Raw genomic sequence first — 22,626 nt, forward strand, 5'->3', positions numbered from 1 at the left:
TTCAATCCGGTTCACTGCGCTTCAGACGGACGCTTTCCGCAGGGACGGCGCTGAGCCCTCCTCAGGCTTCGCCTTGCGGGGTCTCAGCTTGCCGTCAAATCCTGCAGGAGTCGCCGCCTTCCGCTCCGTTCACCTCATCTTTGCAATTAAAATAGGCTCAATTCACATAATTTTGGAGTTATGTTCCAACCTCTTCTTTATTTTATCAGAATTATTTTTTTGGCTCTTTCGTAAGCTTTTGAACACTTAGGTTCATTGGAGCGGAAGGTGGCGACTCCAGCGTGATAAAGCGGGAAGGGTGAGACTGATTGATGCGAAAGCATCAAGGAGGCTCACCTCCCGCCACGCGGAAAGCGTCCGCCTGAAGCGGAAATGAACCGGTCTCCATTTAAAAATTCTAGATTGAATTTGTAATGGATGAAGAAATTTTTGTTTTTATTCCAAACATGACTTATAATCTAAGTAACTTAAACAATAGGAGTCTTGTTAATGGAAATATTAGTACAAGCCCTGATGGAATCCTTACATGAAGGAACAGTACCTTTTGCGTATATCCTCCTGCTCATATGGAGCTGGAATTGCCCTCTCACTCTTGAGGGGATAAGCAGCAAGTGGTCAGGCAATAAGGGCACTCTGCCCATTGCAGATCAGGTAGTCACCAATAACTTACGGGCCGTTGAAGCCATTTGCAGCAGAATGATTTTTGGTAAAACGATCAAACGTAAAGATTGTCCAGATGATTCGGATGAAGCAGCGTCACCTCTTTTCTTATTAAATTGATTTAATTTAAAAGAAAAGGAACGGTGAATGCTTTGAAGAAGTTAACTATATTATTAATTGGATCGCTTGCGGCTGTATTTTTAACAGGCTGTGCAAGTGTTCAAAATCAGACAGGCTTTTTTTACACCCTGTTTGTGCGCCCATTTGAAGTTGGGATCTATGAAATTGGAACATTTTTTGACGGTAACTTCGGGTTATCCATCATTATCATAACGCTGATTATCCGGTTGATTTTAATGCCGTTTATGTTGAAAAACTATCAAAATCAGCAGGTAATGAAAGAGAAAATGAATGTGTTAAAACCTGAAATGGACGAGATTCAAAAACGCTTAAAAGAAACGAAATCAAAAGAAGAGCAAACGGCCATTCAGCAGGAAATGATGGGTCTCTACCGTAAGCATGGAGTCAATCCATTGAATATGGGATGCCTGCCTCTTCTGATCCAAATGCCAATTCTGATGGGGTTATATTTTGCCATTTCTTATTCAGAAGAAATTGCGACCCATTCATTCTTATGGTTCAATTTAGGATCACCTGATCTTGTGATGATGGTGATCGCCGGCGCAGTTTATTTTGTGCAGGGCTTTGTCACATTAAATAATCTGCCGGAAGCCCAGAAAAAACAAATGAAAATTATGACCTTTATTTCACCTGTCATGATCATGTTCATTTCATTTTCTGCTCCGGCAGCTCTGCCGTTATATTGGACGGTTGGCGGGGTATTTTTAATCATTCAAACGCTGATTGGTCAAAAATACTACCAAAAACATCCGGAAAAAGCGGTTGAGGCAGTTCAATAATTAAAAAGAGGTAAGCTGCCGCTGCAGCTTACCTTTCTTTTTTTTGAATTGTTTTAATGAAGCGGGCGGGATTTCCCCCAACGACTGTATTTGCAGGCACATCTTTAGTTACAACCGCTCCCGAGGCTATTACGGCGTTATCTCCAATCACAATGCCGGGATTTATGACTGCTCTGCCTCCAATCCATACATTATTTCCAATTGTAATCGGCTTGCCAAACTCTTTGCCGCTGTTTCGTTCATCGGGATCAAGTGGATGAGTTGCTGTGTAAATGTGGACCCCTGGTGCAAGCATACAGTTGTCTCCGATTTCCACCTTGCATCCGTCCAGAATAAGACAATCAAAATTCGCATAAAAATTTTTACCAACATGAATGTTGTAGCCGTAATCGCAGCGGAAGGATGGTTCAATATAAATATTTTCTCCTGCAGTACCAAAGAGCTTCTGGATCAATTTTTTTCTTTGCTCTTCTGTTGCGCTCAGCTGATTAAATTCTCCAGTCAGTTTTTTGGCTCTTACACGGTCTGCAACCAGTTCCGGGTGCCAGGCTTCATACATTTTTCCAGCTATCATTTTATCTTTTTCAGTTTCCAAATCATTCTCCTCCATGACGAGTTATCATAAACAGTTTACCAGAATAATAACCATAACCGTATCATTAGCCTGAGTTAAATCATCGTTGTATACTTAAGAAAAAATCAGGAGGTCTTGTTAATGAATTATGCCATTGTAACAGGAGCATCTAAGGGACTCGGGGAAGCAGTTGCTGACCATTTGATCGATCATTCTTATCACATCATTGATGTTTCACGCTCAGGAAATCAACGGCTTCAGCAAAAGGCAGAGCAAAATGAATTGACCTATGATCACGCTCAGATCGATTTACGTTCACCCGATCAGGCAGCTTCCTTTCTAACCAGTTGGTTTGATAAAATTACTCAAATACCACCCGAAAAGGTAATGATTGTCCATAATGCAGGCACTGTTGAACCGATTGAAAAAGTGGGAAATCTGGATAATGAACTTGTCGATCAGGCTGTTCACCTCAATTACATAACACCGGTTGTATTAACCAATATTGCGTTTAAACGCTCAAATGAACTTGATATTAGCTTAACGGTTGTGAATATAACATCAGGAGCTGCAGAAAAACCAAATCATGGCTGGAGTGTCTATGGAAGTACGAAAGCAGCGCTTAACTTATTTACAGAAACTGCTGCATTAGAACAAGTTGAACAAGGCTCCAAAAATACCATTATTTCGTTTAGTCCGAGTATCATGGATACAGAGATGCAGGAGGTCATTCGTTCATCATCAGCATCCGCATTTTCACAGGTTGAACGTTTTCAGGAATTTAAAAAAGACGGCAAGCTGAGAAAGCCGGATGAGGTAGGCGGAGCTTTAGTCAGGCTGCTGATGGAAGATCAAATAGAAAGCGGCAAATTGTATCATATTAATGATCTATTGCATTAATTATAAATTCTCCCTAGCAGCCAGCCGGCTGCGGGGAGTTTTTTAAAAGAGAAGAAATAATGGTAAATGGATTAACAATTTCTTAACGTTATCCTTACATTCGGTGTGTTTAGTCCTATACCTGCCGGGTAGATATGTACTGTATACCAAGCTAGAAAATTCTACCTTACCTGGGAAAGGAGTTTTTTCAAATGGACATGAAAAAATGGTTTCAAATTGGAGCAGCTGGCGTCTTGAGTCTTGGAGTTTTAGCGGGGTGCGGAAATGATGACACAGAAGATACCCCTGAAGATCCAGAAGTGGAAGAAAACGAGGACGGAAATATGAATGATGACAACAACGATGATGCTGAAACAGACACTGAAGAGGAAAATCAAAATGACACCGATATGGAAAATACAGACGATGATTCTATGTTAGATAACGAGGATGAGGATTCAAACGAATAAGATTCTATGCAGAAGGAACCGATCTTTGGTTCCTTTTTTCTTTTGATTACCGAGGGGGTATGCTAACGTATTTTTGAGGCGGTGAAAAGATGAAAAAGCTATTGTTAACAGGATTTGAACCTTTTCTTCAGTTTACAACGAATCCCACGATGGAAATTGTACAGTCATTAAACGGCACAATCATTAACGGCTACAACATAATTGGACGGATCATGTCAGTGGATTTTACCCGTTCAGGAAAAGAAATGCTGAATTACTATGAAGAGACCCAGCCCGACGCTGTCATCTCACTGGGACTGGCAGGAGGCAGGACCAAGATAACCCCAGAACGAATTGCGATTAACTGCAATGACGGAGACCGTGATAACAGCGGGAACAAGCCTGCGGGTGAAAAAATTATCCCTGATGGACCGGATGGTCTGTTTTCTACTCTCCCTATTCAGAAAATGGTTGAAAGTTTGAAAGAACAGGGATACCCCGCGGGGATTTCGAATACAGCCGGAACGTATTTGTGCAATCATGTGATGTACCAGATGCTTTATACGTTAAACCAGGACCATCATCAGATTCAGTCAGGGTTTATCCATATACCGGCCTCCCATGAGCTTGCGATTGATGCAGGGAAAATGCCTAGCTGGTCCCAGGAAGATTTGCTGCAATCCATTCGGATTTGCATTGAAGCGTTGGATTAATACAAGCCAGTTAAAGACAAAAAGGAACCTTTTTGTGATTTTAAAACCCTTTTAAGTGGAGGAGAATAGTTTTTATCCTATTCTTCTCACGTACATCCACCAACCGAGGATCACAGCAGGAACCGCTGCTGCCCCCATTCCGATGAATGCCAGTCCTGAAGAAATTTCGTAGAGATAACCGCCAATCTGTGTAAGGACGGCTGTGCTCAATCCCATTCCAAGAGAAGCGTAAAGCCCCTGTGCGGTTGGAATTAAAGGTTTATCCACTGTCCGGTATAAAAACCGGATAAAGGCATAATGGGCCAGTCCAAAGGTTAGAGAATGAAAGATTTGGGTGACAATAAAGATCCATAAAGAAGGAAATAATCCGATTAAAACCCATCTCAGAATGGACGCAGCCCCCGCAAAAATAAACATGGTGGAGACCGGCGTTTTTTTCAATAGCTTATCTGCGACTGCAAAGAATGCAATTTCTGAAATAATCGCTATGTTTAAAATAAACCCTATGTACACACTCGACACATTCAATTCCTGTAGATAAATGAATCCGTAATTATAGTAGGAAGCATGTGCGCCTTGAATTAAAATACAGATTCCTAAAACGATCGCAAAGCCCGGTGTGGCAAATATGGCACGGTAGCCTCCACGCTGCGGGCTGATTCGGCTGTGCAGAGCGTCTGGCGCACGCATAAAGGAAGCAGTAATCATAAGAAGGGTTCCAAGCACCATGACGGTCATTATTGAGGATTCCGACCAGATGGCGGTTGTGATGCCGATAACAATCAGACCAATGGCATAACCCGCAGATCCCCATGAACGGCTTCGTCCATAATTAATCTTGTTGGTTCTCATCAGGACAGTTGCATTGCTCTCCATTGTGGGTAAAATATTCGGATAAAAAAAACTGAATAAGACCATGACACCCATCAGACCAAAAAATGAGTCAATTGGAATAAATAGAAGCAGGATCACTGCCGAGAGCAGAGGCAGAATCTTCATCAATACGGCCAGGCTAAACCGTTTGCTAAGCTGAGGGAAAATAAACAGGGTGGAAAACGACCTTGCAAATAAACCCGCAGCGATAATGGAGCTGGCAGCTGCCACGCTTAGATTTTTTTCAGAGACAAGCCATCCGGTCCAATACGGTAAAAAGATTCCCCAGGTAAAAAAGAAGGTAAAAAAGTTGGTAGATAACCAAGCTTGCTGTTTCATTTAACATCACTCCATAGGCATTCATCTAGCTAATAACAGAACACTAGTATAACAGACGAATTGTTACTGGGGGGAAATTGGGATTGGATGTTTAGGAGAGAAGGGGGGAAGTATGGGTGGAAGGGGAGCATGGGGTGCTTGGGGAGTATCGGTGGTTGGCGGTTGAGTGGGATATCGATCATGTTTACAGGTTTATCAAACAAATCGGCGCATATATCGATCAACTTTTTCAATATATCGATCACGATCTCCATTTTATCGGTCAGCCCCGTCCACACCAGACTTTTATCTTACTTTTTACAGTGTTTATCGATCAACATTGCGAGGATATCGATCATCTTCACGCTTATATCATTCTGCCGGCCCATGTTACTGCAACCAAAAAATATCGATCATGTTTACAGGTTTATCGAACAAACCGACGCATATATCGATCAACTTTTTGAATATATCGATCACGATCTCCATTTTATCGGTCAGCCCCGTCCACACCAGACTTTTAACTTACTTTTTTCAGCGTTTATCGATCAACATTGAGAGGATATCGATCATAATTTCCCCTTTATCATTCTCAACTCACGCTGCGCTCGCAGTCCCGATCTCCGTTGCAAATTAACAATCATAAACTCACCTTTATCATTCCCGCGGGCCTCTTTGCTTCCACAACAAAAAAGCCGCAGCCATACCCGGCTGCGGCTTGAATAAATTATAGTTTATTTTGTGATTTCACTTCTAACGCTACATCAATGTTGCCGCGTGTTGCCTTAGAATAAGGGCAGAAGTTGTGAGCTTTTTCAAGTAAATCTTCTGCTTCCTCCTGTGATACACCGGTTACTTCAACAACCAGCTTCACAGAAAGCTTTACTCCGTCATCTTCCTGGTCTTTTTCAAGACTGACATGCGCTGTGGTTTTTGATTCAACCTCTTTGCCTGCTTTTTTAGCAATTAAGCCATAAGCTCCATCAAAGCAAGCTGCGTAGCCTGAAGCAAATAATTGTTCAGGATTTGTTTTGCCTTCCGGTTCCTGTCCGTCTCCCGGCATAGCCAGATCCAGCTGAATCAAATCATCGGCTGATCGAACATGTCCACTTCTTCCACCTTGAGCGGTTGCTGCTGTAGTTAAGATTGGCATATATCTCATCTCCTTCATTAATTATGACTCGTCTGATTTGTTGTAAAAAACAACACACTATACTGTTCACTCTTTTGTAAGGAGTTAAACATATAGTTATCCAAAAAAATCCTGCCAACAGGTCAAATGGCAACAATGCCGTTGACAAATTCAGAATTAGATCTTATTGAGAAAGGGTTGTAAGCGTTTTAAGATAAGGGTAAGAAAATAATGATAAGGAGGAAATAAAATGACGCAGACTGAAAATAAAAAGTCCGGCATTCGAGCAAGAGTTCAGCGCTTTGGATCATTTTTGAGTGGTATGATCATGCCGAATATCGGAGCATTTATTGCATGGGGCCTGATAACGGCTTTATTTATCCCGACAGGATGGTATCCAAATGCGGCATTAAATGAGCTGGTAGGACCGATGATTACCTACTTGCTGCCGCTGTTAATTGGTTTCACTGGAGGACGGATAGTTCACGGACATCGCGGAGGAGTAGTAGGTGCGACAGCCACTATGGGGGTTATTGTAGGGGCTGACATCCCGATGTTCCTTGGAGCCATGATTATGGGTCCGCTGGGCGGATTTATTATTAAAAAGATTGATCAGCTTCTTGAAGGCAAAGTGCGTTCAGGATTTGAAATGCTGGTGAATAACTTTACAGCGGGGATCGCTGCAGCTGCTTTAGCTGTCGTTGGATTATTTGGAATAGGTCCGGTTGTTGTCCTATTTACAGGGTTTTTAGCTTCCGGTGTAGAACTTATGGTCAGTGCGGGCTTGCTGCCTCTGGTCAGTATCTTTATTGAACCGGGTAAAGTGCTTTTCTTAAACAATGCGATCAATCATGGTATATTGACACCACTTGGAACGGATCAGGCGGCGCAGGCTGGAAAGTCAGTGCTTTATCTGCTTGAATCCAACCCTGGACCGGGTCTTGGTATCCTTCTTGCCTACATGGTCTTTGGAAGAGGAACAGCAAGGCAGACGGCATCCGGTGCTTCAATTATCCACTTTGTAGGGGGAATCCACGAAATTTATTTCCCTTACATTCTGATGAAGCCTGTGCTGATCTTAGCAGCTATCGCTGGAGGAGCAAGCGGAGTTTTCACATTTGTTCTGCTCGATGCAGGACTAAGTGCGCCTCCTTCTCCGGGTAGTATATTAGCTATTCTCGCCTTGACGCCGCCGGGGAATTATTTGGCAGTTGCATCAGGCGTGGTAATTGCAACAGCGGTTTCCTTCGGAGTAGCATCTATATTCCTTCGCACAGCTAAATCAACTGAGGAAGACCTGACGGATGCGACAGCGAAAATGGAAGCAATGAAAGGCAAGAAAAGTCAGGCATCAGATTCTCTGACAGCCTCACAAAAAGAAACGCAGGAAGAAGCACCTGCTGTAGTAGCACCGAATGAGATTTCAAAAGAAAGTGTTCAAAAAATCATTTTTGCATGTGATGCAGGAATGGGTTCGAGTGCAATGGGGGCTTCACTTCTTAAAAACAAAATGAAAAAAGCCGGTTTATCTTATGATGTAACCAATACAGCGATTAATCAGATTCCTGATGATGCTGATTTAATTATCACTCACAAGGATTTAACGGAACGGGCAATGAACAAGAAGCCGGATGCTTATCATGTTTCCGTTGAAAACTTCCTTAACAGTCCAAAATACGATGAAATTATTGAAGCTTTAAAATAAAAACAGGAGGTGCTGAGAGCGCAATGGACTATATAACTGGCAGAGAAAGAAAGCTAATTGAATGGCTGTTGCGCACTCAGCACCAATTTACGACGATTCGTGAATTGGCTGATGGGATGGATGTCAGCTCCAGAACCATTCATCGTGAATTAAAAAAAGTCGAGAAGGCACTTGCTGATTACTCAGTTTCCCTTGTAAAGCAGTCAGGTTCAGGCATTCAGCTTTCAGGCAGTCCTGAACAGCTTCAGCAGCTGGATACTGCTCTGCGCGGTGTACAGGAACATGACCTGCAGCAGGAAGAGCGGCTGGTTTTGCTGCTTCATTACTTAATCCGCCATGAGTCTCCCGTGAAAACAGCGGTGCTGACCCGCGCACTGAATTGTGCCATGGGTACGCTGACTCATGATCTTGACCTGCTGGAAAAAGCAATTGAACCTTATGGGCTTACGATTATTCGCAGAAGAGGATACGGCATTCAGCTTGTCGGGTCGGAGCGGGAGAGAAGACGGGCGCTTGCCAATCTTTTAATTGAACAGATTGATACAACATCCATCTACTCCATGGTCGATGAACACTTTATTTTTCCTGGCATACTCGATCATAAAGCAGCTGGAGTGGTCAGCCGTGAATTATTAATGCGGGTCGAAAGACTGCTTATGGATGAAATAAAGGAACTGCCATATACCATCGCAGACGATGCCTATCTTGCCCTTGTGATTCATATTTCACTTGCCATTGGGCGGATTCAAAGCGGTGAAAAGGTCGAAATCGATGAAAATGTAAAAAATGAACTGGCTGAAAAAATTGAGTTTACCGTGGCGCATTCATTAGCCAATTCACTTTCGAAGGAATTCAGCATAGCGATTCCAAGAGAGGAAGTTGGGTATATAGCCATTCATTTAAGAGGAGCAAAAAGAAGAGAACAGATGTCGGTCACAAGCATTGAACAGACGGAATGGACATTTATCGTTCAAACGCTGATTCAAAAGGTGGGACAGCAGCTAGGGGTATCCTTCAGCCATGACCATTCATTGTTTGAAGGGTTAATTGCCCACTTAGAGCCGGCGATTCATCGGGCGGAAGAAGGACTGCAGGCATTTAATCCTTTAACCGAAACGATTAAAGAGGATTATCCCATTTTGTTTCACACATTGGAGCAGGTGCTGGGGGAATTGTTTCCACAGGCAGAATTTTCAAGCGGCGAGCTGGCATTTCTTGTGCTTCATTTTGCGTCTTCACTTGAAATTCAAAAGGAACTCGTTTCAATTTCTGCACTGGTTGTTTGTTCAAGCGGTATCGGCACGTCAAAAATGCTCGCCAGCCGTCTGAAAAAAGAGTTTCCGGAAATCACCGACATCACTCAGGCTTCTCTGCAGGATGCCAGAGTGCTTGCTGGAAAAGAATACGATGTCATTATTTCAACGATTGGCCTGGCAGATGTAAATCGGGAGTATATACTGGTCAGCCCTCTTTTACCTGAAAATGAAGTAGAGAAGGTCAGGCGTTTTCTTCAGAAAAACATGCCCGCTATTACCGGGAAAAATGGATTTAACACTAAAAAACACCCAAAAAAGAAAGAGCCGGTCATAGCTTCTTTGGAAAAGCTTCAGCAAGTAACGGCGGTAATGATTCAGATTTTAAAAGAATTTTCCGTCATTCCAATCAGGAAAGAACTAAAAGAAGAGCAGCTTCTGACGTTTGTAGATGAGCATTGTGTGGAAAAAAACATAATAGAGGAAAAAGGTGTCCTTTCTGCCCTTTTAAAAGACAGGGAGACGCTGGGCGGGCTTGGCATACCAGGCACAGAGCTTGCTTTGTATCATGCCCGGTCACTTGAGATTAACCGGCCTCTTTTCATGATTTTTCAGCTTAGTTCATCACTGACAGTAAACGCAATGGACCAGTCACAGATTGAAATGAACAGAATGCTATTGCTGCTGGCGCCGGATAAAATGAACGCAGAAGTCTATGAATTAATGAGTTTGATCAGCGCAGCCATCATTGAAGATGAAGAGCAGTTAGCTGTCTTTACAAATGGAACAGAAAACGAGATTTATGAACTGCTTGAACAAAAATGCGATCAATTTATACGCAAAAAAATGAATTTATTTTTGGAGGGATCATGATGACAACATTATTTAAGGAAGAAAACATTGTATTGAATGCATCGTTAAAAAGCCAGGAAGAAGCGATTGAGCAAGCTGGAAAGATCCTTGTTGAGCAAGGTTATGTAACGCCAGACTACATTAATGCAATGAAAAAAAGAGAAGAAATTACGACTACCTTCATGGGTAATTTTGTAGCAATCCCGCATGGCACAGACGAAGCGAAAACAGAAGTACTCTCTTCCGGACTATCTTTTTTGCAAGTTCCAGATGGAGTGGAATTCAAAGGGGAAACCGTAAAGCTTGTAATCGGCATTGCCGGTAAAGATGGCGAGCATTTGGAGCTGCTTTCACAAATAGCCATCGTATGCTCTGAAATGGAGAACGTTGAAAAGCTGGTAGCTGCAACATCTGAGAGAGAGATCATTCAAATTTTTGAGGATGCTGACGTATGAGAAAAGCCCTTCATTTTGGTGCAGGAAATATAGGAAGAGGATTTATCGGTGCCGTTTTGTCAGAAGCAGACTTCAACGTACAATTTGCTGATGTAAACGAACGGGTGATTAATGAATTAAATGATAAGAAACAATACACAGTTCAAATTGCGTCTCATGAACAGGCTTCCTTTGAAGTAATCGGCGTCAGTGGCATTAACAGTTTATCTGACCGGGAAGAGCTGATAAAGGCGGTTGCGAATGCAGATCTTATTACAGCATCTGTAGGTCCATCGGTGCTGTCCATCATCGCCAAAGACATCGCGGCAGGCTTAACCTACGCTTCTGAACAAAACATTTTAAAAGAGATGAATATCGTAGCCTGTGAAAATATGATTAATGCAACAGATTTCTTAAAAGCAGAAATTGACAAGCATGTGTCTGATGATGTGAAAAACAAGATTGATGCATCAGTCGGTTTTCCAAACTCAGCAGTTGACCGCATTGTGCCCATCCAGCATCACGAGGATGCATTGACGGTACAGGTGGAACCGTTTTTTGAATGGGTGATTGAAGAAGGCAGCTGGAGAGGCGCCGTTCCCGAGATGGAAGGTGTTCAGTTTGTCGCTGATTTGTCCCCGTTTATCGAACGGAAGCTGTTAACAGTAAATACAGGACACGCAAGCATAGCGTACCTTGGTTTACGGCAGGGATTTGTAACAGTCGATAAAGCAATTGAGGATTCAGAGATTAAGCAAAAGGTAGAAAAAGCGCTTGAAGAGACAAGCCAATTTCTAATTAAAAAATATAATCTCGATCAGGTGGAGCATCAATCCTATGTTCAAAAAATAATTGAACGGTTTGAAAATCCCTATTTATCTGATGAACTCTCTCGTGTAGGGCGTGCGCCGCTGCGAAAGCTGGGCAAACGTGAACGGCTGGTTTACCCTGCTCATTCGCTCATGCAGGAGGGAACAGTTCCACAGGCGCTCATCGAAACCATTGCGTCAGCCCTTCATTTTGAACAGGAAAGTGACGAGGAGAGCCAGTCACTTCAGCAAAAAATGAACGAATTAGGTGCCAAGCGTACATTTGCCCAAATATCAGGGCTTGAGGAAAATGATCCGCTCGTACTGGCAGTGGCAGATCAATATCAAAAGCAAAAATAATAAGAGAATCAGTATTTCCGCCTGCATAAGTCCATATAATGAGACTTATGCAGGTTTTTTATTATATTTTATTTTCTTTGCTAGTGTTGATGTAACTTTTTTTGATAGAATGGAGTCTAATGTAGTGAGGATTTGTGGTAAAGGAAGGGAAATGTTTCATCATGAAAAATCAACGATTGAATACCAGGAAAAAAAGAGGCACAAAAATTTGGATTACACTTGCCGTTCTATTTACCATTCTTATTGGAGCATCACTTGGCGCGTTAAGTGCGTATAATTGGTCAGTAGACAAAGCGATTCAGGGGTTGTTTTATAGTTCATCCAATGAGCCGGACAAAGCAGCAGAAGAACCGGCAGACGAAAACAATCCGGCGAATGAACCGGACGATGGCAATGCGGAAGAAGAACCGCCAGCTGAAAATCCGCCTGAACCATCAGATGATGAGTTGAAGGAAGAAACGCCTCCGGTTAAAGAGGAAGAACCTTTAACGCCTGAAACCGTTAAAGAACCAACGTATGTGCAGGGCGTGTTAATTGCCAATAAAGAGTATCCGCTGCCTGATGACTTTGCTCCTGGTGAAGATGAAGAAGCGAAAGCAGCCTATATGGAAATGGAAAAGGCAGCAGCGCTAGAAGGCTTCGAACTCGTTGCATTCAGCACGTATCGCTCTTATGAATACCAGGATGAGTTATATCATCGTTATGTGGATGAGCACGGTCAGGAAGAAGCCGACCGATTCAGCGCTCAGCCGGGCTACTCAGAGCATCAGACCGGGCTTGGATTTGATATTGGGGAGGTTGGCCAGGAAGCGCAATGGGCAGATGACAGCTTTAAAGATACAGAAGCCGCAAAATGGCTTGCTGACAACGCTCACCATTTTGGTTTTATACTCCGTTATCCACCTGGCAAAGAAGATATTACGGGCTATCAATATGAATCCTGGCATTTCCGCTACCTTGGTGAAGATCTCGCTGTTAAAGTTCACAATAGCGGATTAACATTGGAAGAATACTTAAATATGTAATAGATAAAATCCGGCTGGAAAAATTCAGCCGGACTTTTTTATACCGCTAAATAGGGTGATTCGTTATACTATTTAAAAGAATTAAAAAACTTCAGGGGGGAAAATGGATGAAGCTGTTGCTTTTGGGAGGCACTCAATTTGTTGGCAGGCATTTGGCAGAAAGTGCGATTCAAGCAGGTCATGAGGTAACTTTGTTCAATCGGGGGAAAACAAATCAGAATCTTTTTCCCGCTATAGAAAAACGGGTGGGAGACCGTAATGGCGATCTTTCTTCGCTGGAAGAAGGGGAATGGGATGCTGTGATCGATGTATCAGGATATGTACCTAGCCAGGCAGAGGCAACCGCGAAGCTGCTGCACGGACGAGTCGGCCATTATATCTTCATTTCTACCGTTTCTGTCTACGAAGACTTTGCCAATGGTCCGGCAAGTGTGGGGAAAACGAAGCTTGCAGAGCTGAAGGAAGACAGTGAAGTGATTAGTGGGGAAAATTACGGCCCGCTTAAACAAAAATGCGAAGAAGTAATAAAAGAGATTTATGAAGACAGGGCGCTGTGCATACGGCCAGGACTGATTGTAGGGCCTGATGATCCTACGGACCGGTTTACATACTGGGTTGATCGCGTAGCAAGAGGCGGACAAGTGGCAGCCCCCGGAGAGCCTTCAAGACAAATACAGTGGATTGATGTACGCGATTTGTCTGAGTGGATTATCCGTATGATGGAGAACAAAGAATCAGGCACATACAATGCGGCTGGTCTGAAAGAGAACCCCACAATGGAACAGTATTTACATACGGTTAAAGAGGTTACAGCCTCTGATGCTGAACTGGTGTGGGTCAAAGACGAAATACTGCTGGCACATGATGCAGGAGCATTTGTCGAGCTTCCATTCTGGATTCCGCGCAACGAATCTTATCCGGATGGATTTATTTTGGCAGATGCAAAAGAAGCAATTCAAAAAGGACTGACCTTCCGGACACCAGAAGAAACCATCAGGGATACCTACCAATGGCAATCAGCCAGAAAACATCATAAATGGAAGGCTGGCTTATCGGCTGAAAAGGAAGAAGCAATTCTTCAGGATATGAGAAGTAAATAAAGAATCAGGAAAAAAGCTTCTCCCGGATCCGGAAGAAGCTTTTTGAATTTAAAGTATTGGAGATAAGAGCCGTGAGATTGATTCTTTGAAACGTATATAATGTGAACGTTTTTGATAAAGCTCCGGTGTTAACTCCCTTGACAAGACCATATCTTCCAGGAAAATCTGGCAAAGTGTAGTAGCAGTTTCCTGATGATAAATAAATGCATTTACCTCGAAATTTAAACGGAAGCTTCTTAAGTCAATATTCGCCGTTCCGACAGAAGCTGCTTCGTCGTCTGTTACAAGCGTTTTTGCATGAATAAAACCGTTGTCATAAATATAGATTCTTGCACCGGCTTTCATCAGCTCACCCACATAGGAATAGGTCGCCCAATAAACAAACATATGATCAGGCTTATTTGGAATCATAATGCGGACATCGACACCCGATAAAGCAGCAATACGCAGAGCATCCAGCAAACTGGCGTCTGGAATAAAATATGGGGTCTGAATATACACATACTTCTTGGCATTGGTGACTAATTTAATATAGCCATTTTTTATTTGCTCCCACTCAGAATCGGGTCCGCTTGAAACAATCTGCATGGCAACGTCACCCTTTAACGGAATCGCCGGGAAATAATTATCGGCATATTCAATATCATACCGGTGGGATGCCTGATTCCAATCCAAAATGAAACGGGTTTGAATGGGGTGGACTGCGCTGCCTTCCACACGTAAATGAGTGTCACGCCAGTAGCCGAAGCGAGGATCAAGACCTAAGTATTCATCCCCTACATTAAAACCTCCGATATAGCCAACGCGTCCATCCACAATCACTAATTTCCGATGATTTCTAAAGTTAAGCCTTGGATTAATAAGAGGCACATTTGACGGGAAAAATGCTTCTATTTCTCCGCCAACTGCCTGAAGGCCTTTAAAAAACCGTTTTGTCATTCCTCTTGAACCCATATCGTCATAGAGAATCCGTACCTTTACTCCCTGCTCTGCTTTTTTAATTAGCAGAGCCAGCAGCCGTTTGCCTAAATCATCCCGTCGAAGGATATAGGTTTGAAGGTGGATATGATCCTTTGCATTATCAATATCCTCAAACAGGGCTTCAAACTTTTTCTGGCCGTCCACAATGATATCAACGGCGTTATCCTGCGTCAGCACAGAGTCACTGTTTGATAACTGCATAAAAATCAGATCCTGCATGTCTTCTGTTTCTTTCGATTTAAAATCAAATGTTTTATTCGAAATGGCATCGATCTGATATCGAATTAATTGTTCAATTCCAATACGGCTTTGACCGTCCCAGTGAAAGAGCCGTTTCCTATTCAGCTGCCTGCCCAGGAGCAAATATAAAGCAAACCCGAATACCGGTATAAAAAAGAGGACCATCAGCCAGGCCCAGGTTGCGCTTGCATCTTTTCTTTCGAGAAAGATGAGGATGCCGGCAAAAATAAAGTTTAAAAAGAAGATGAATCCAACCAAAATTGAGATCCAGTCCATAGGCTTCCCTGCCAATCTGTAAATAGATTATGATACAAAGCAGTATTCCCTATCTATTATAGATAAAACGAATCTATTCGTGCTAAACGGTGTTTTTCTACAATAACTGCAGTAATTATTTATATAATACCATATAAAGAACGTGTAGAAATGCGTAAAGGATAAGAGTGGAAAAAGCAGCCTGGATGTAAGTTGAAGCTAAGGTGCCAAGAGGGTGTTTTAGATAGAGAAGTTTATTCTTTGTATACCCATATGGGGTATGTTATACTTTAACTATAAAAATTTGTTCATCTCGGCTGATGTGAGATGCACACCGTTGATTGCAAAACCAATGATAAAATAACTAACAGGGCAGGAGTGGCGGCATGGATATACTTGGTGATGAAAACAGCCTTCTTGAAACTAATGGTGAACACTGTTCCCCCGGTCACAACCGTAAAAGTCATCATTCAGATCTGATGAAAAAAAACCTGAACACACGCCTGAATCGTATTGAAGGACAAATACGGGGAATAAAGGGTATGATTGACAAAGACACCTATTGTGATGACGTCATCACGCAAATCGCAGCAACTCAGTCAGCACTCAACAGCGTGTCAAACCTATTGCTGGAAGGTCATATGAAGAGCTGTATCGTTGACAGAATTCAAGATGGTGATTTGGAAGTGGTAGACGAACTATTAGCCACGATGAAAAGATTAATGAAAAAATAGGAGGAATGAGTCATGGTAGAAGCAGTTACATTAAACGTAGAAGGTATGTCTTGTCAGCATTGTGTAGAGGCAATTGAAACAAACGTACGGGATCTCGGAGGCGTGAATGAAGTGAAAGTGAATCGTCAGCAGGGCACAGTTGATGTTGACTTCCAGGACTCGTTCGTAACATTAAGTGAAATTCGCGCGAAAATAGAAGAGCAGGGCTATAAAATTAAATAAACAGCCCAAAGTGTGCAGCGAAGGCAGCACACTTTCTTTTACTGTGAAATATACCTATGTGGGGTATAAAGGGGATGAAAGACCATGACGCAGATTAAAACTGAATTTCATATTACCGGAATGACCTGTGCTGCTTGTTCAACCAGGGTCGAAAAGGGGTTGAACAAGCTTGAGGGAATAGATCAAGCTGCAGTGAATCTTACACTTGAAAAAGCAACAGTGTCCTATCATCCAGATCTTTTAACACTGCCGGAGATTGAACAGAAAGTAAAAGATCTGGGTTACGGGGTTGCCACACAAAAAGCTGAATTTGATATCAGCGGAATGACCTGTGCGGCCTGTTCAGCAAGGATTGAAAAAGGGCTGAACAAATTGGAAGGGATCAAAGAGGCGAGCGTTAATCTGGCGTTGGAACAGGCTACAGTTGAGTTTATAGAAGGAAGTGTTACGGTTCCGGATATTCTTTCACAGGTTGATAAATTAGGATATAAAGCTAAGCCTAAAATGGAGAACAAAGAACAGGAAGACCGCCGAATCATCGACATAAAAAAGCAGCAGCGCAAATTTTTTGTATCGCTTCTTTTATCTCTGCCGCTTCTTTGGACAATGGTCGGCCATTTTAGTTTTACTTCGTGGTTGTATGTTCCTGATGTTTTCATGAACCCATGGGTGCAAATGGCATTTGCGACACCGGTTCAATTTATTATTGGCAAATCTTTTTATACCGGAGCATATAAAGCCCTTCGAAACGGCAGTGCCAATATGGATGTGCTTGTTTCACTGGGGACATCGGCCGCTTATTTTTATAGTGTTTATCTGGCTTATCAATCAGTAAATATGCTTGGACATCAAATGGGTCTTTATTTTGAAACGAGTGCTGTACTCATCACACTCATTGTATTAGGCAAGTTATTTGAAGCCAAAGCAAAAGGCCGTTCTTCAGAAGCAATTAAAAAACTGATGGGACTTCAGGCAAAAAACGCTACTGTAATAAGAGAAAATCAAGAAATCGAAATTCCGCTGGAGGATGTGCAGGCTGGAGACCTGCTTGCTGTCCGGCCGGGAGAAAAAATTCCTGTGGATGGAGTCATAGCTGAAGGCAGTTCTTCCATCGATGAATCCATGCTGACGGGTGAGAGCATTCCTGTGGACAAAATGCCGGGAGATGAAGTAATTGGCTCTACAATTAACAAGCAGGGATTCTTAAAAGTAACGGCAACGAAGGTAGGGAAAGATACAGCGCTCGCTCAAATCATAAACGTAGTGGAGCAGGCGCAAGGATCCAAAGCACCTATTCAGCGGCAGGCCGATAGAATTTCAGGTATTTTTGTACCCATTGTTGTAGGAATTGCTGTATTAACGTTTATTGTATGGATCAGCTTTGCATCACCAGGCAACTTTGCTGCAGCCCTGGAAGCAACAATTGCTGTGTTAGTGATTGCCTGTCCCTGCGCACTCGGTTTGGCAACACCAACGTCTATTATGGCCGGTTCCGGACGTTCAGCGGAAGCAGGGATTCTGTTTAAGGGCGGAGAGCATCTGGAAACCACACAATCTGTAACGACCGTTGTTGTTGATAAAACAGGCACCGTAACAAAGGGCGAACCTGCAGTCACAGATGTTAAACCGGCAGACGGCTTTACAGCGGACGAACTGCTTTACTATGCGGGATCAGCAGAAAATGGATCAGAACACCCGTTGGCACAGGCGATTGTGGCTGGAGTAAAAGATCGGGGAATTCAGGTTTCAGATGCTGCCCATTTTGAATCGGTCACCGGCTTTGGCGTGAGAGCAGTCATTGACGGCAAAGAAGTCCTCGTAGGCACAAGAAATCTGTTAAAACAGTCTTCGATTAACACCATTTATTTTGAAGATGAAATGACTGCCCTTGAGGAAGCTGGCAAAACAGCAATGCTGGCAGCCATCGATGGCAAACCTGCTGGCTTAATTGCAGTGGCGGATACGATGAAAGAAACATCGAAAAAGGCGATCGAACGGCTGCTTGATATGGAGATCGAAGTCATAATGATGACCGGTGACAATGAACGGACTGCAAAAGCTGTGGCAGCTGAGGCGGGAATCCCAAAGGTAATTGCTGGGGTTCTGCCGGAAGGAAAAGCAGACGAAATTGTCAAGCTTCAAAAAGAGGGCAAAAAAGTGGCAATGGTCGGGGATGGAATCAATGATGCACCTGCGCTGGCTGTGGCGGACATTGGAATGGCAATTGGTACAGGAACCGATGTAGCGATGGAAGCAGCGGATATTACTCTGATCCGGGGAGATTTAAACAGCATCGCAGACGCCATTCTCATGAGCCGTAAAACGATGAAAAACATTAAGCAAAATCTATTCTGGGCTTTTGGCTACAACACACTCGGAATTCCCATTGCGGCAATTGGACTGCTGGCGCCATGGGTAGCCGGGGCAGCAATGGCATTCAGCTCCGTTTCCGTTGTGCTAAATGCACTGAGATTGCAGCGCGTGAAGCTTTAGCACAAAAAAAGAAAATGTACGATGCTGCAAAAAGGAGGAAATCTAAATCAACTGTTTGGGTTGTAATTTAGCAAATAAAAAAGAGAATGTTTATGCAGTATTTGAAGATGATAATGTGTGCTGCATCTTAGACCATGCTCCTTATAATGAAGGGCATGTGCTGATTTTGCCAAAAGAACATATTCGATATTTTGATGAAATGGATGAAAATACTGCAAAATCGGTAATGAAAGCAACTAAGATTTTATCAAAAGTGATTAAAATGCTATTTAATCCGGACGGAATTACTGTATGTCAAAATGGCGGGGTTTTTGATGAATTAACGCATTTTCATCTGCACGTTGTTCCGAGATATGAAGGTCAAAACTTCGCAGAATTTTATACCGAAGATGAAGCAATCCATATTGAAGATGAACACAAATTAGAAGAGACGAAGAGAAAATTTATTAAAGCATTAAGGATGCTGTGACAATTTGAAGCATTGAAATAGTTTTTTTTTCAGGGGCCGGTTAATTTCCGCTGCAGGCGGAGGCTTTCCGCGGGGCGTGCGGTGAGCCTCCTCGAGCTTGCAGCTCTGCGGGGTCTCACCTGTCACGCTGCATCCCGCTGGAGTCCCCGCCTTCCGCTCCAATTAACCTAAGCTTATGAATTTTATGGTGTTATTAAAAGAGAATGCCCTTACGAAAAAGTCTCGTAAGGGCATTCCTTTGTAAATTTGCTGAGTCTTGCCCCAGCCTATTTGCTTGAAATTCAATCGCTACTGATCTTCATTTTTTATGTTTACTTTATCTTTCCCAACATGATGAATTAATAAGTTTTCAGGCTGCGGGCTGTACATAAATAGCCTGTGCATGGCCCGTGTCATAGCAACATATAAAAGCTTGCGGTCGAGTTCATTTTCTTTATAGTGTTCAGTTAATGTTGGCAGAAGCACGGCATCAAATTCCAGCCCTTTTGATAAATGAGCCGGAAGGATGGTGACATGATCTTTTTTCAGATCTTCATGCTCAGAAATGAGCTGCACCTCGATAGAGCTGAAGCGAAATAATGCAAAGATCTGCTTGCACTCATCAGGCGTTTTGCCAATGATGGCAATCGCCTTTAGGTTTTCCTTTCGCAAGGACAGAATATCTTTCTCCATCTGATGGATCAATCTGTCTTTTGAAACCTGATGAAAAGCTGGTTTATCACCTTTTCTGACTACAGGTTCAACAAGGGGGAGCGGTTCATCCATCTGGCTTAAAATATCATTGGCTGCGTTCATAATTTCAATTGTGGTCCGATAGCTTTTTTGAAGGGTATAGTAATGCGCTTCAGTAAAAATTTCCTTTTCTACAACCTGCCACTCGCGCATTCCCCGATAAGAATGGATCCCCTGAGCCAAATCCCCAACGATGGTAAAGAGGCTGGTTTCAAGAATCCTGCGCAGTGAAGCCAGTTGAAAATAACTATAGTCCTGTGCCTCATCAATAAATACACTTTTTACCTTCCATTCGTCATCAAGTCCATATAAACGCCCATGGATATAGTAAATCGGAGCAAGGTCCTCTAATTCCCAGCAACGTTTTGAGAAAAGAGCAGCACTGTGTTCGGTCAGCATCAGAATCTGTTTTTTGCTCATGTCGGGAGCTGCTGATTCTAAAAGCTCAGGCGATGACATCAATTCCTTGTACAATTCCGCAGCCGTTAATTTGTCGAATGTTTTCATATACTTTCTGACCGTCGATCTGGCTTCTTTTTTAATTCCTTCCACCCGTGCTGCTTTTGTATCCATGATGAAGGTTACCTTTTTTCTTCTTTTTTTATCATTTCGTATGCCATAGAGCGCTTTATCGAGGGCTTCATCATAGACATCTTCAATTTTCTTTATGACATGCTTTTTCTTGGTTCGAAGATGATTTTGTATAACACCTTTGATTTTATCAAATCGTTTGTAGACAGGAAGATAATCATAATCATTTAAAAATAGTGAATGTAATCTGGAACCACGTACGATTCTGAATTTTTCGAGCATCACGTCCTCTTTTGGAGCGAGGGAGTTTTCAACCATAATAAGATAACTGTCAATAATCTGCATAAATTCAAGGGAACCCTTAAATTGAGAGAGCCATTTCACCTGTTCACTTTGTTCGTCCTGTTCAATCAGGGAGACGAGTTTTTTTACCGGATCCAGTATGCGCAGGTTCTGTCCGATGGCGCCTTTCATGTATTCGATTAAGGTGGTTTGTTTAATTTTATCTACCCCGAGTTCAGGGAGCACCTCGGAGATATACTCGATGAATAGCTGGTTGGGTGCCAAAATCATAAGATTGGAGGGATGGAAGGTTTCGCTGTTTACATATAGAAAATAGGAAATACGATGAAGGGCAATTGTCGTTTTACCGCTTCCTGCTGCTCCTTGTACAATCACTGGTCTGTTCAAAGGAGCCCTTATAATATCGTTTTGCTCCTTTTGTATAGTCGAAACAATTTCTGTCAGGCGGTTGTCCGCTGTACCTGAAAGGGATTGCTGAAGCAGTTCGTCGGTTGTCGTCAGGTCTACGTCACTTATAGTAAGCAGCTCGCCTTTTTCTATTTGGTATTGGCGTTTTAAAGATAAATAGCCCCGGGTGGTCTCGCCGTTTACTTCATATTCCACATCACCCAATCTGCCATCGTAATAGACATTTGCAATGGGTGAACGCCAGTCAACGATTATTTGAGACTGGTTTTCCGGGTTATGAAGTGAGGCTTTTCCTATGTAGAGCTCTTCTTTTGTTTCATCAGTTTTTTGATAATCGATACGGGCAAAATAAGGCTTGTCGTAGACGCTTTCCAGCCGTTTTGTTTGATCAGTGCTCATTTGAAGAAGGCTTGCACCGGTTAAAAGATTCATGTAGCTTAAGCTGCTGTCCAGTGAATCCAGCGTTTCATAGGCTTCTTTTAAATGTTCGCGTGCGCTTCCAGCACTTTCTTTAGACGTAGTTAATGCCTGGTCAATATAAAGCCGGGTGAAAATTAATCGATCCAGTTCATTTTTGTAATCGGGGTGTTGTTGAGAAGAATGATTGCTGTTGCTTGTCATTTTGCTGTCACCTCATCCGCTTATTCATACTCGCAGCCGCGAAAAAGAGCGTTTACAATCGTACCACACAGGCAAAATAAAAAGAAGGGGGAAATTGTAAAATCTTCCGCCTTCCTCATGAGGTTTCTTATCCTGCTTTTATTATGGCTGAGAAATATCCGTTAAAGCATCTCCAGCCTGATCATTGGATTGAGTGGAAACGGCCAGGTCGCCAAGGGAAACCATGCCGATTACCTTGTCATTTTCAATAACAGGAAGCCTGCGAACTTGTTGTTCTGCCATTAATGCAGCAGCTTCTTGAGAAGTTGTATCCGGCGTTACGTTTATAACCTTATGCGTCATTATCTGATCGATCTGCTTGCCCTGATGCTCTGCAACTCCCCGAATGACTACATCACGGTCAGAGATCATTCCAATAATTTTCCCTTGATCAAGAACCGGTAGAATACCGATATCCTGCTCTTTCATTATAGAAGCAACTTGTTCGATTGTATCGTTTTTATCACAAGTTACCACGTCTTTTGTCATTACATCACGTACGTTCATGATTACACCTCCGCTTTTAATAAAACATATAGTAG

The 22,626-nt window shown here is 42.7% G+C and carries 22 protein-coding genes; 16 read left to right on the top strand and 6 right to left on the bottom strand.

The annotated features are described in order from the left end of the window. The first annotated feature begins 489 nt into the window (after positions 1 to 489). Together E2R51_RS18110 and yidC are read left to right on the top strand one after the other, a co-directional pair. On the top strand, positions 490 to 780 hold the full coding sequence (locus tag E2R51_RS18110) for a hypothetical protein (RefSeq protein ID WP_133378498.1): 291 nt from the start codon (positions 490 to 492) through the stop codon (positions 778 to 780). 32 nt (positions 781 to 812) lie between these two features. Then, positions 813 to 1,580 carry a membrane protein insertase YidC gene (gene yidC / locus E2R51_RS18115; protein ID WP_240733135.1) on the top strand — a complete coding sequence of 256 codons (768 nt, stop codon included), beginning with the start codon at positions 813 to 815 and terminating at the stop codon, positions 1,578 to 1,580. A 28-nt stretch (positions 1,581 to 1,608) separates the two neighbouring features. Here yidC and E2R51_RS18120 read toward each other — a convergent pair whose 3' ends face one another. Further along, positions 1,609 to 2,175: a maltose acetyltransferase domain-containing protein gene (locus tag E2R51_RS18120; protein WP_133378500.1), complete on the bottom strand. Its 567-nt coding sequence runs from the start codon at positions 2,173 to 2,175 to the stop codon at positions 1,609 to 1,611. A 120-nt stretch (positions 2,176 to 2,295) separates the two neighbouring features. On the opposite strand from E2R51_RS18120, the gene E2R51_RS18125 reads away from it, so the two are divergent. From E2R51_RS18125 to pcp, 3 genes are all read left to right on the top strand, one after another. Beyond that, entirely contained in the window at positions 2,296 to 3,054 is a 759-nt protein-coding gene (locus tag E2R51_RS18125; RefSeq protein WP_133378501.1) for a (S)-benzoin forming benzil reductase, read from the top strand. Between the two features lie 191 nt (positions 3,055 to 3,245). Continuing rightward, the gene (locus E2R51_RS18130; protein ID WP_133378502.1) at positions 3,246 to 3,503 is read left to right on the top strand and encodes a hypothetical protein; all 258 of its coding nucleotides are present in this window, start codon (positions 3,246 to 3,248) and stop codon (positions 3,501 to 3,503) included. Between the two features lie 89 nt (positions 3,504 to 3,592). Beyond that, on the top strand, positions 3,593 to 4,195 hold the full coding sequence (gene pcp / locus E2R51_RS18135) for a pyroglutamyl-peptidase I (RefSeq protein WP_133378503.1): 603 nt from the start codon (positions 3,593 to 3,595) through the stop codon (positions 4,193 to 4,195). Positions 4,196 to 4,267: 72 nt separating this feature from the next. On the opposite strand, the gene E2R51_RS18140 is transcribed toward pcp, so the two are convergent. Continuing rightward, complete coding sequence (locus E2R51_RS18140) at positions 4,268 to 5,407, bottom strand: MFS transporter (protein WP_133378504.1); 1,140 nt, start codon at positions 5,405 to 5,407, stop codon at positions 4,268 to 4,270. A 116-nt stretch (positions 5,408 to 5,523) separates the two neighbouring features. On the opposite strand from E2R51_RS18140, the gene E2R51_RS18145 reads away from it, so the two are divergent. Further along, positions 5,524 to 5,853 (top strand): hypothetical protein, encoded by a 330-nt coding sequence (locus tag E2R51_RS18145; RefSeq protein WP_133378505.1) that lies wholly within the window; start codon positions 5,524 to 5,526, stop codon positions 5,851 to 5,853. 260 nt (positions 5,854 to 6,113) lie between these two features. Here E2R51_RS18145 and E2R51_RS18150 read toward each other — a convergent pair whose 3' ends face one another. Beyond that, complete coding sequence (locus E2R51_RS18150; protein WP_133378506.1) at positions 6,114 to 6,539, bottom strand: organic hydroperoxide resistance protein; 426 nt, start codon at positions 6,537 to 6,539, stop codon at positions 6,114 to 6,116. Between the two features lie 229 nt (positions 6,540 to 6,768). Here E2R51_RS18150 and E2R51_RS18155 point away from each other — a divergent pair, with 229 nt between their 5' ends. The 6 genes from E2R51_RS18155 to E2R51_RS18180 all read left to right on the top strand — a co-directional run bounded on the left by E2R51_RS18155 (position 6,769) and on the right by E2R51_RS18180 (position 14,056). Beyond that, positions 6,769 to 8,223 carry a PTS mannitol transporter subunit IIBC gene (locus tag E2R51_RS18155; protein WP_133378507.1) on the top strand — a complete coding sequence of 485 codons (1,455 nt, stop codon included), beginning with the start codon at positions 6,769 to 6,771 and terminating at the stop codon, positions 8,221 to 8,223. A 23-nt stretch (positions 8,224 to 8,246) separates the two neighbouring features. Further along, on the top strand, positions 8,247 to 10,349 hold the full coding sequence (locus E2R51_RS18160) for a BglG family transcription antiterminator (RefSeq protein ID WP_133378508.1): 2,103 nt from the start codon (positions 8,247 to 8,249) through the stop codon (positions 10,347 to 10,349). After that, positions 10,349 to 10,783 carry a PTS mannitol transporter subunit IIA gene (locus tag E2R51_RS18165; RefSeq protein ID WP_133378554.1) on the top strand — a complete coding sequence of 145 codons (435 nt, stop codon included), beginning with the start codon at positions 10,349 to 10,351 and terminating at the stop codon, positions 10,781 to 10,783. Before E2R51_RS18160 ends, E2R51_RS18165 begins: the two co-directional genes overlap by 1 nt. Continuing rightward, entirely contained in the window at positions 10,780 to 11,931 is a 1,152-nt protein-coding gene (locus E2R51_RS18170) for a mannitol-1-phosphate 5-dehydrogenase (protein WP_133378509.1), read from the top strand. Before E2R51_RS18165 ends, E2R51_RS18170 begins: the two co-directional genes overlap by 4 nt. Before the next feature lie 161 nt (positions 11,932 to 12,092). Continuing rightward, positions 12,093 to 12,956: a M15 family metallopeptidase gene (locus tag E2R51_RS18175; RefSeq protein ID WP_133378510.1), complete on the top strand. Its 864-nt coding sequence runs from the start codon at positions 12,093 to 12,095 to the stop codon at positions 12,954 to 12,956. A gap of 107 nt (positions 12,957 to 13,063) precedes the next feature. After that, positions 13,064 to 14,056 (top strand): NAD-dependent epimerase/dehydratase family protein, encoded by a 993-nt coding sequence (locus E2R51_RS18180; protein WP_133378511.1) that lies wholly within the window; start codon positions 13,064 to 13,066, stop codon positions 14,054 to 14,056. Positions 14,057 to 14,104: 48 nt separating this feature from the next. Here E2R51_RS18180 and cls read toward each other — a convergent pair whose 3' ends face one another. Beyond that, positions 14,105 to 15,553 carry a cardiolipin synthase gene (gene cls / locus E2R51_RS18185; protein WP_133378512.1) on the bottom strand — a complete coding sequence of 483 codons (1,449 nt, stop codon included), beginning with the start codon at positions 15,551 to 15,553 and terminating at the stop codon, positions 14,105 to 14,107. Positions 15,554 to 15,918: 365 nt separating this feature from the next. Between cls and E2R51_RS18190 the strand changes: the two genes are divergently transcribed. From E2R51_RS18190 to E2R51_RS18205, 4 genes are all read left to right on the top strand, one after another. After that, the gene (locus E2R51_RS18190; RefSeq protein WP_133378513.1) at positions 15,919 to 16,266 is read left to right on the top strand and encodes a metal-sensitive transcriptional regulator; all 348 of its coding nucleotides are present in this window, start codon (positions 15,919 to 15,921) and stop codon (positions 16,264 to 16,266) included. Positions 16,267 to 16,278: 12 nt separating this feature from the next. Beyond that, positions 16,279 to 16,488 (top strand): copper chaperone CopZ, encoded by a 210-nt coding sequence (gene copZ / locus E2R51_RS18195; RefSeq protein ID WP_133378514.1) that lies wholly within the window; start codon positions 16,279 to 16,281, stop codon positions 16,486 to 16,488. Positions 16,489 to 16,572: 84 nt separating this feature from the next. Next, a complete protein-coding gene (locus E2R51_RS18200) occupies positions 16,573 to 18,981 on the top strand; it encodes a heavy metal translocating P-type ATPase (RefSeq protein ID WP_133378515.1) in 2,409 nt (802 codons plus the stop codon). Positions 18,982 to 19,027: 46 nt separating this feature from the next. Then, positions 19,028 to 19,450, top strand: coding sequence for an HIT family protein (locus tag E2R51_RS18205; RefSeq protein WP_133378516.1), 423 nt, complete (start codon positions 19,028 to 19,030; stop codon positions 19,448 to 19,450). A 288-nt stretch (positions 19,451 to 19,738) separates the two neighbouring features. Here E2R51_RS18205 and helD read toward each other — a convergent pair whose 3' ends face one another. Together helD and E2R51_RS18215 are read right to left on the bottom strand one after the other, a co-directional pair. After that, positions 19,739 to 22,045 (bottom strand): RNA polymerase recycling motor HelD, encoded by a 2,307-nt coding sequence (helD, locus tag E2R51_RS18210; protein ID WP_133378517.1) that lies wholly within the window; start codon positions 22,043 to 22,045, stop codon positions 19,739 to 19,741. A gap of 141 nt (positions 22,046 to 22,186) precedes the next feature. Further along, a complete protein-coding gene (locus E2R51_RS18215) occupies positions 22,187 to 22,591 on the bottom strand; it encodes a CBS domain-containing protein (protein WP_306462136.1) in 405 nt (134 codons plus the stop codon). Positions 22,592 to 22,626 lie beyond the last annotated feature (35 nt).

The organism is Jeotgalibacillus sp. S-D1 (assembly GCF_004358665.1).
Taxonomy (GTDB): Bacteria; Bacillota; Bacilli; order Bacillales; family Jeotgalibacillaceae; genus Jeotgalibacillus.

What these genes read in the sequence shown, in the direction of transcription:
- E2R51_RS18125 (WP_133378501.1), top strand. Translation starts at nt 2,296, where the DNA reads ATGAATTATGCCATTGTAACAGGAGCATCTAAGGGACTCGGGGAAGCA.
- E2R51_RS18175 (WP_133378510.1), top strand. Translation starts at nt 12,093, where the DNA reads ATGAAAAATCAACGATTGAATACCAGGAAAAAAAGAGGCACAAAAATT.
- E2R51_RS18140 (WP_133378504.1), bottom strand. Translation starts at nt 5,407, where the DNA reads ATGAAACAGCAAGCTTGGTTATCTACCAACTTTTTTACCTTCTTTTTT.
- helD (WP_133378517.1), bottom strand. Translation starts at nt 22,045, where the DNA reads ATGACAAGCAACAGCAATCATTCTTCTCAACAACACCCCGATTACAAA.
- pcp (WP_133378503.1), top strand. Translation starts at nt 3,593, where the DNA reads ATGAAAAAGCTATTGTTAACAGGATTTGAACCTTTTCTTCAGTTTACA.
- E2R51_RS18130 (WP_133378502.1), top strand. Translation starts at nt 3,246, where the DNA reads ATGGACATGAAAAAATGGTTTCAAATTGGAGCAGCTGGCGTCTTGAGT.
- E2R51_RS18165 (WP_133378554.1), top strand. Translation starts at nt 10,349, where the DNA reads ATGACAACATTATTTAAGGAAGAAAACATTGTATTGAATGCATCGTTA.
- E2R51_RS18155 (WP_133378507.1), top strand. Translation starts at nt 6,769, where the DNA reads ATGACGCAGACTGAAAATAAAAAGTCCGGCATTCGAGCAAGAGTTCAG.
- E2R51_RS18200 (WP_133378515.1), top strand. Translation starts at nt 16,573, where the DNA reads ATGACGCAGATTAAAACTGAATTTCATATTACCGGAATGACCTGTGCT.
- E2R51_RS18170 (WP_133378509.1), top strand. Translation starts at nt 10,780, where the DNA reads ATGAGAAAAGCCCTTCATTTTGGTGCAGGAAATATAGGAAGAGGATTT.
- E2R51_RS18180 (WP_133378511.1), top strand. Translation starts at nt 13,064, where the DNA reads ATGAAGCTGTTGCTTTTGGGAGGCACTCAATTTGTTGGCAGGCATTTG.
- E2R51_RS18110 (WP_133378498.1), top strand. Translation starts at nt 490, where the DNA reads ATGGAAATATTAGTACAAGCCCTGATGGAATCCTTACATGAAGGAACA.
- cls (WP_133378512.1), bottom strand. Translation starts at nt 15,553, where the DNA reads ATGGACTGGATCTCAATTTTGGTTGGATTCATCTTCTTTTTAAACTTT.
- E2R51_RS18150 (WP_133378506.1), bottom strand. Translation starts at nt 6,539, where the DNA reads ATGCCAATCTTAACTACAGCAGCAACCGCTCAAGGTGGAAGAAGTGGA.
- E2R51_RS18160 (WP_133378508.1), top strand. Translation starts at nt 8,247, where the DNA reads ATGGACTATATAACTGGCAGAGAAAGAAAGCTAATTGAATGGCTGTTG.
- E2R51_RS18190 (WP_133378513.1), top strand. Translation starts at nt 15,919, where the DNA reads ATGGATATACTTGGTGATGAAAACAGCCTTCTTGAAACTAATGGTGAA.
- copZ (WP_133378514.1), top strand. Translation starts at nt 16,279, where the DNA reads ATGGTAGAAGCAGTTACATTAAACGTAGAAGGTATGTCTTGTCAGCAT.
- E2R51_RS18215 (WP_306462136.1), bottom strand. Translation starts at nt 22,591, where the DNA reads ATGAACGTACGTGATGTAATGACAAAAGACGTGGTAACTTGTGATAAA.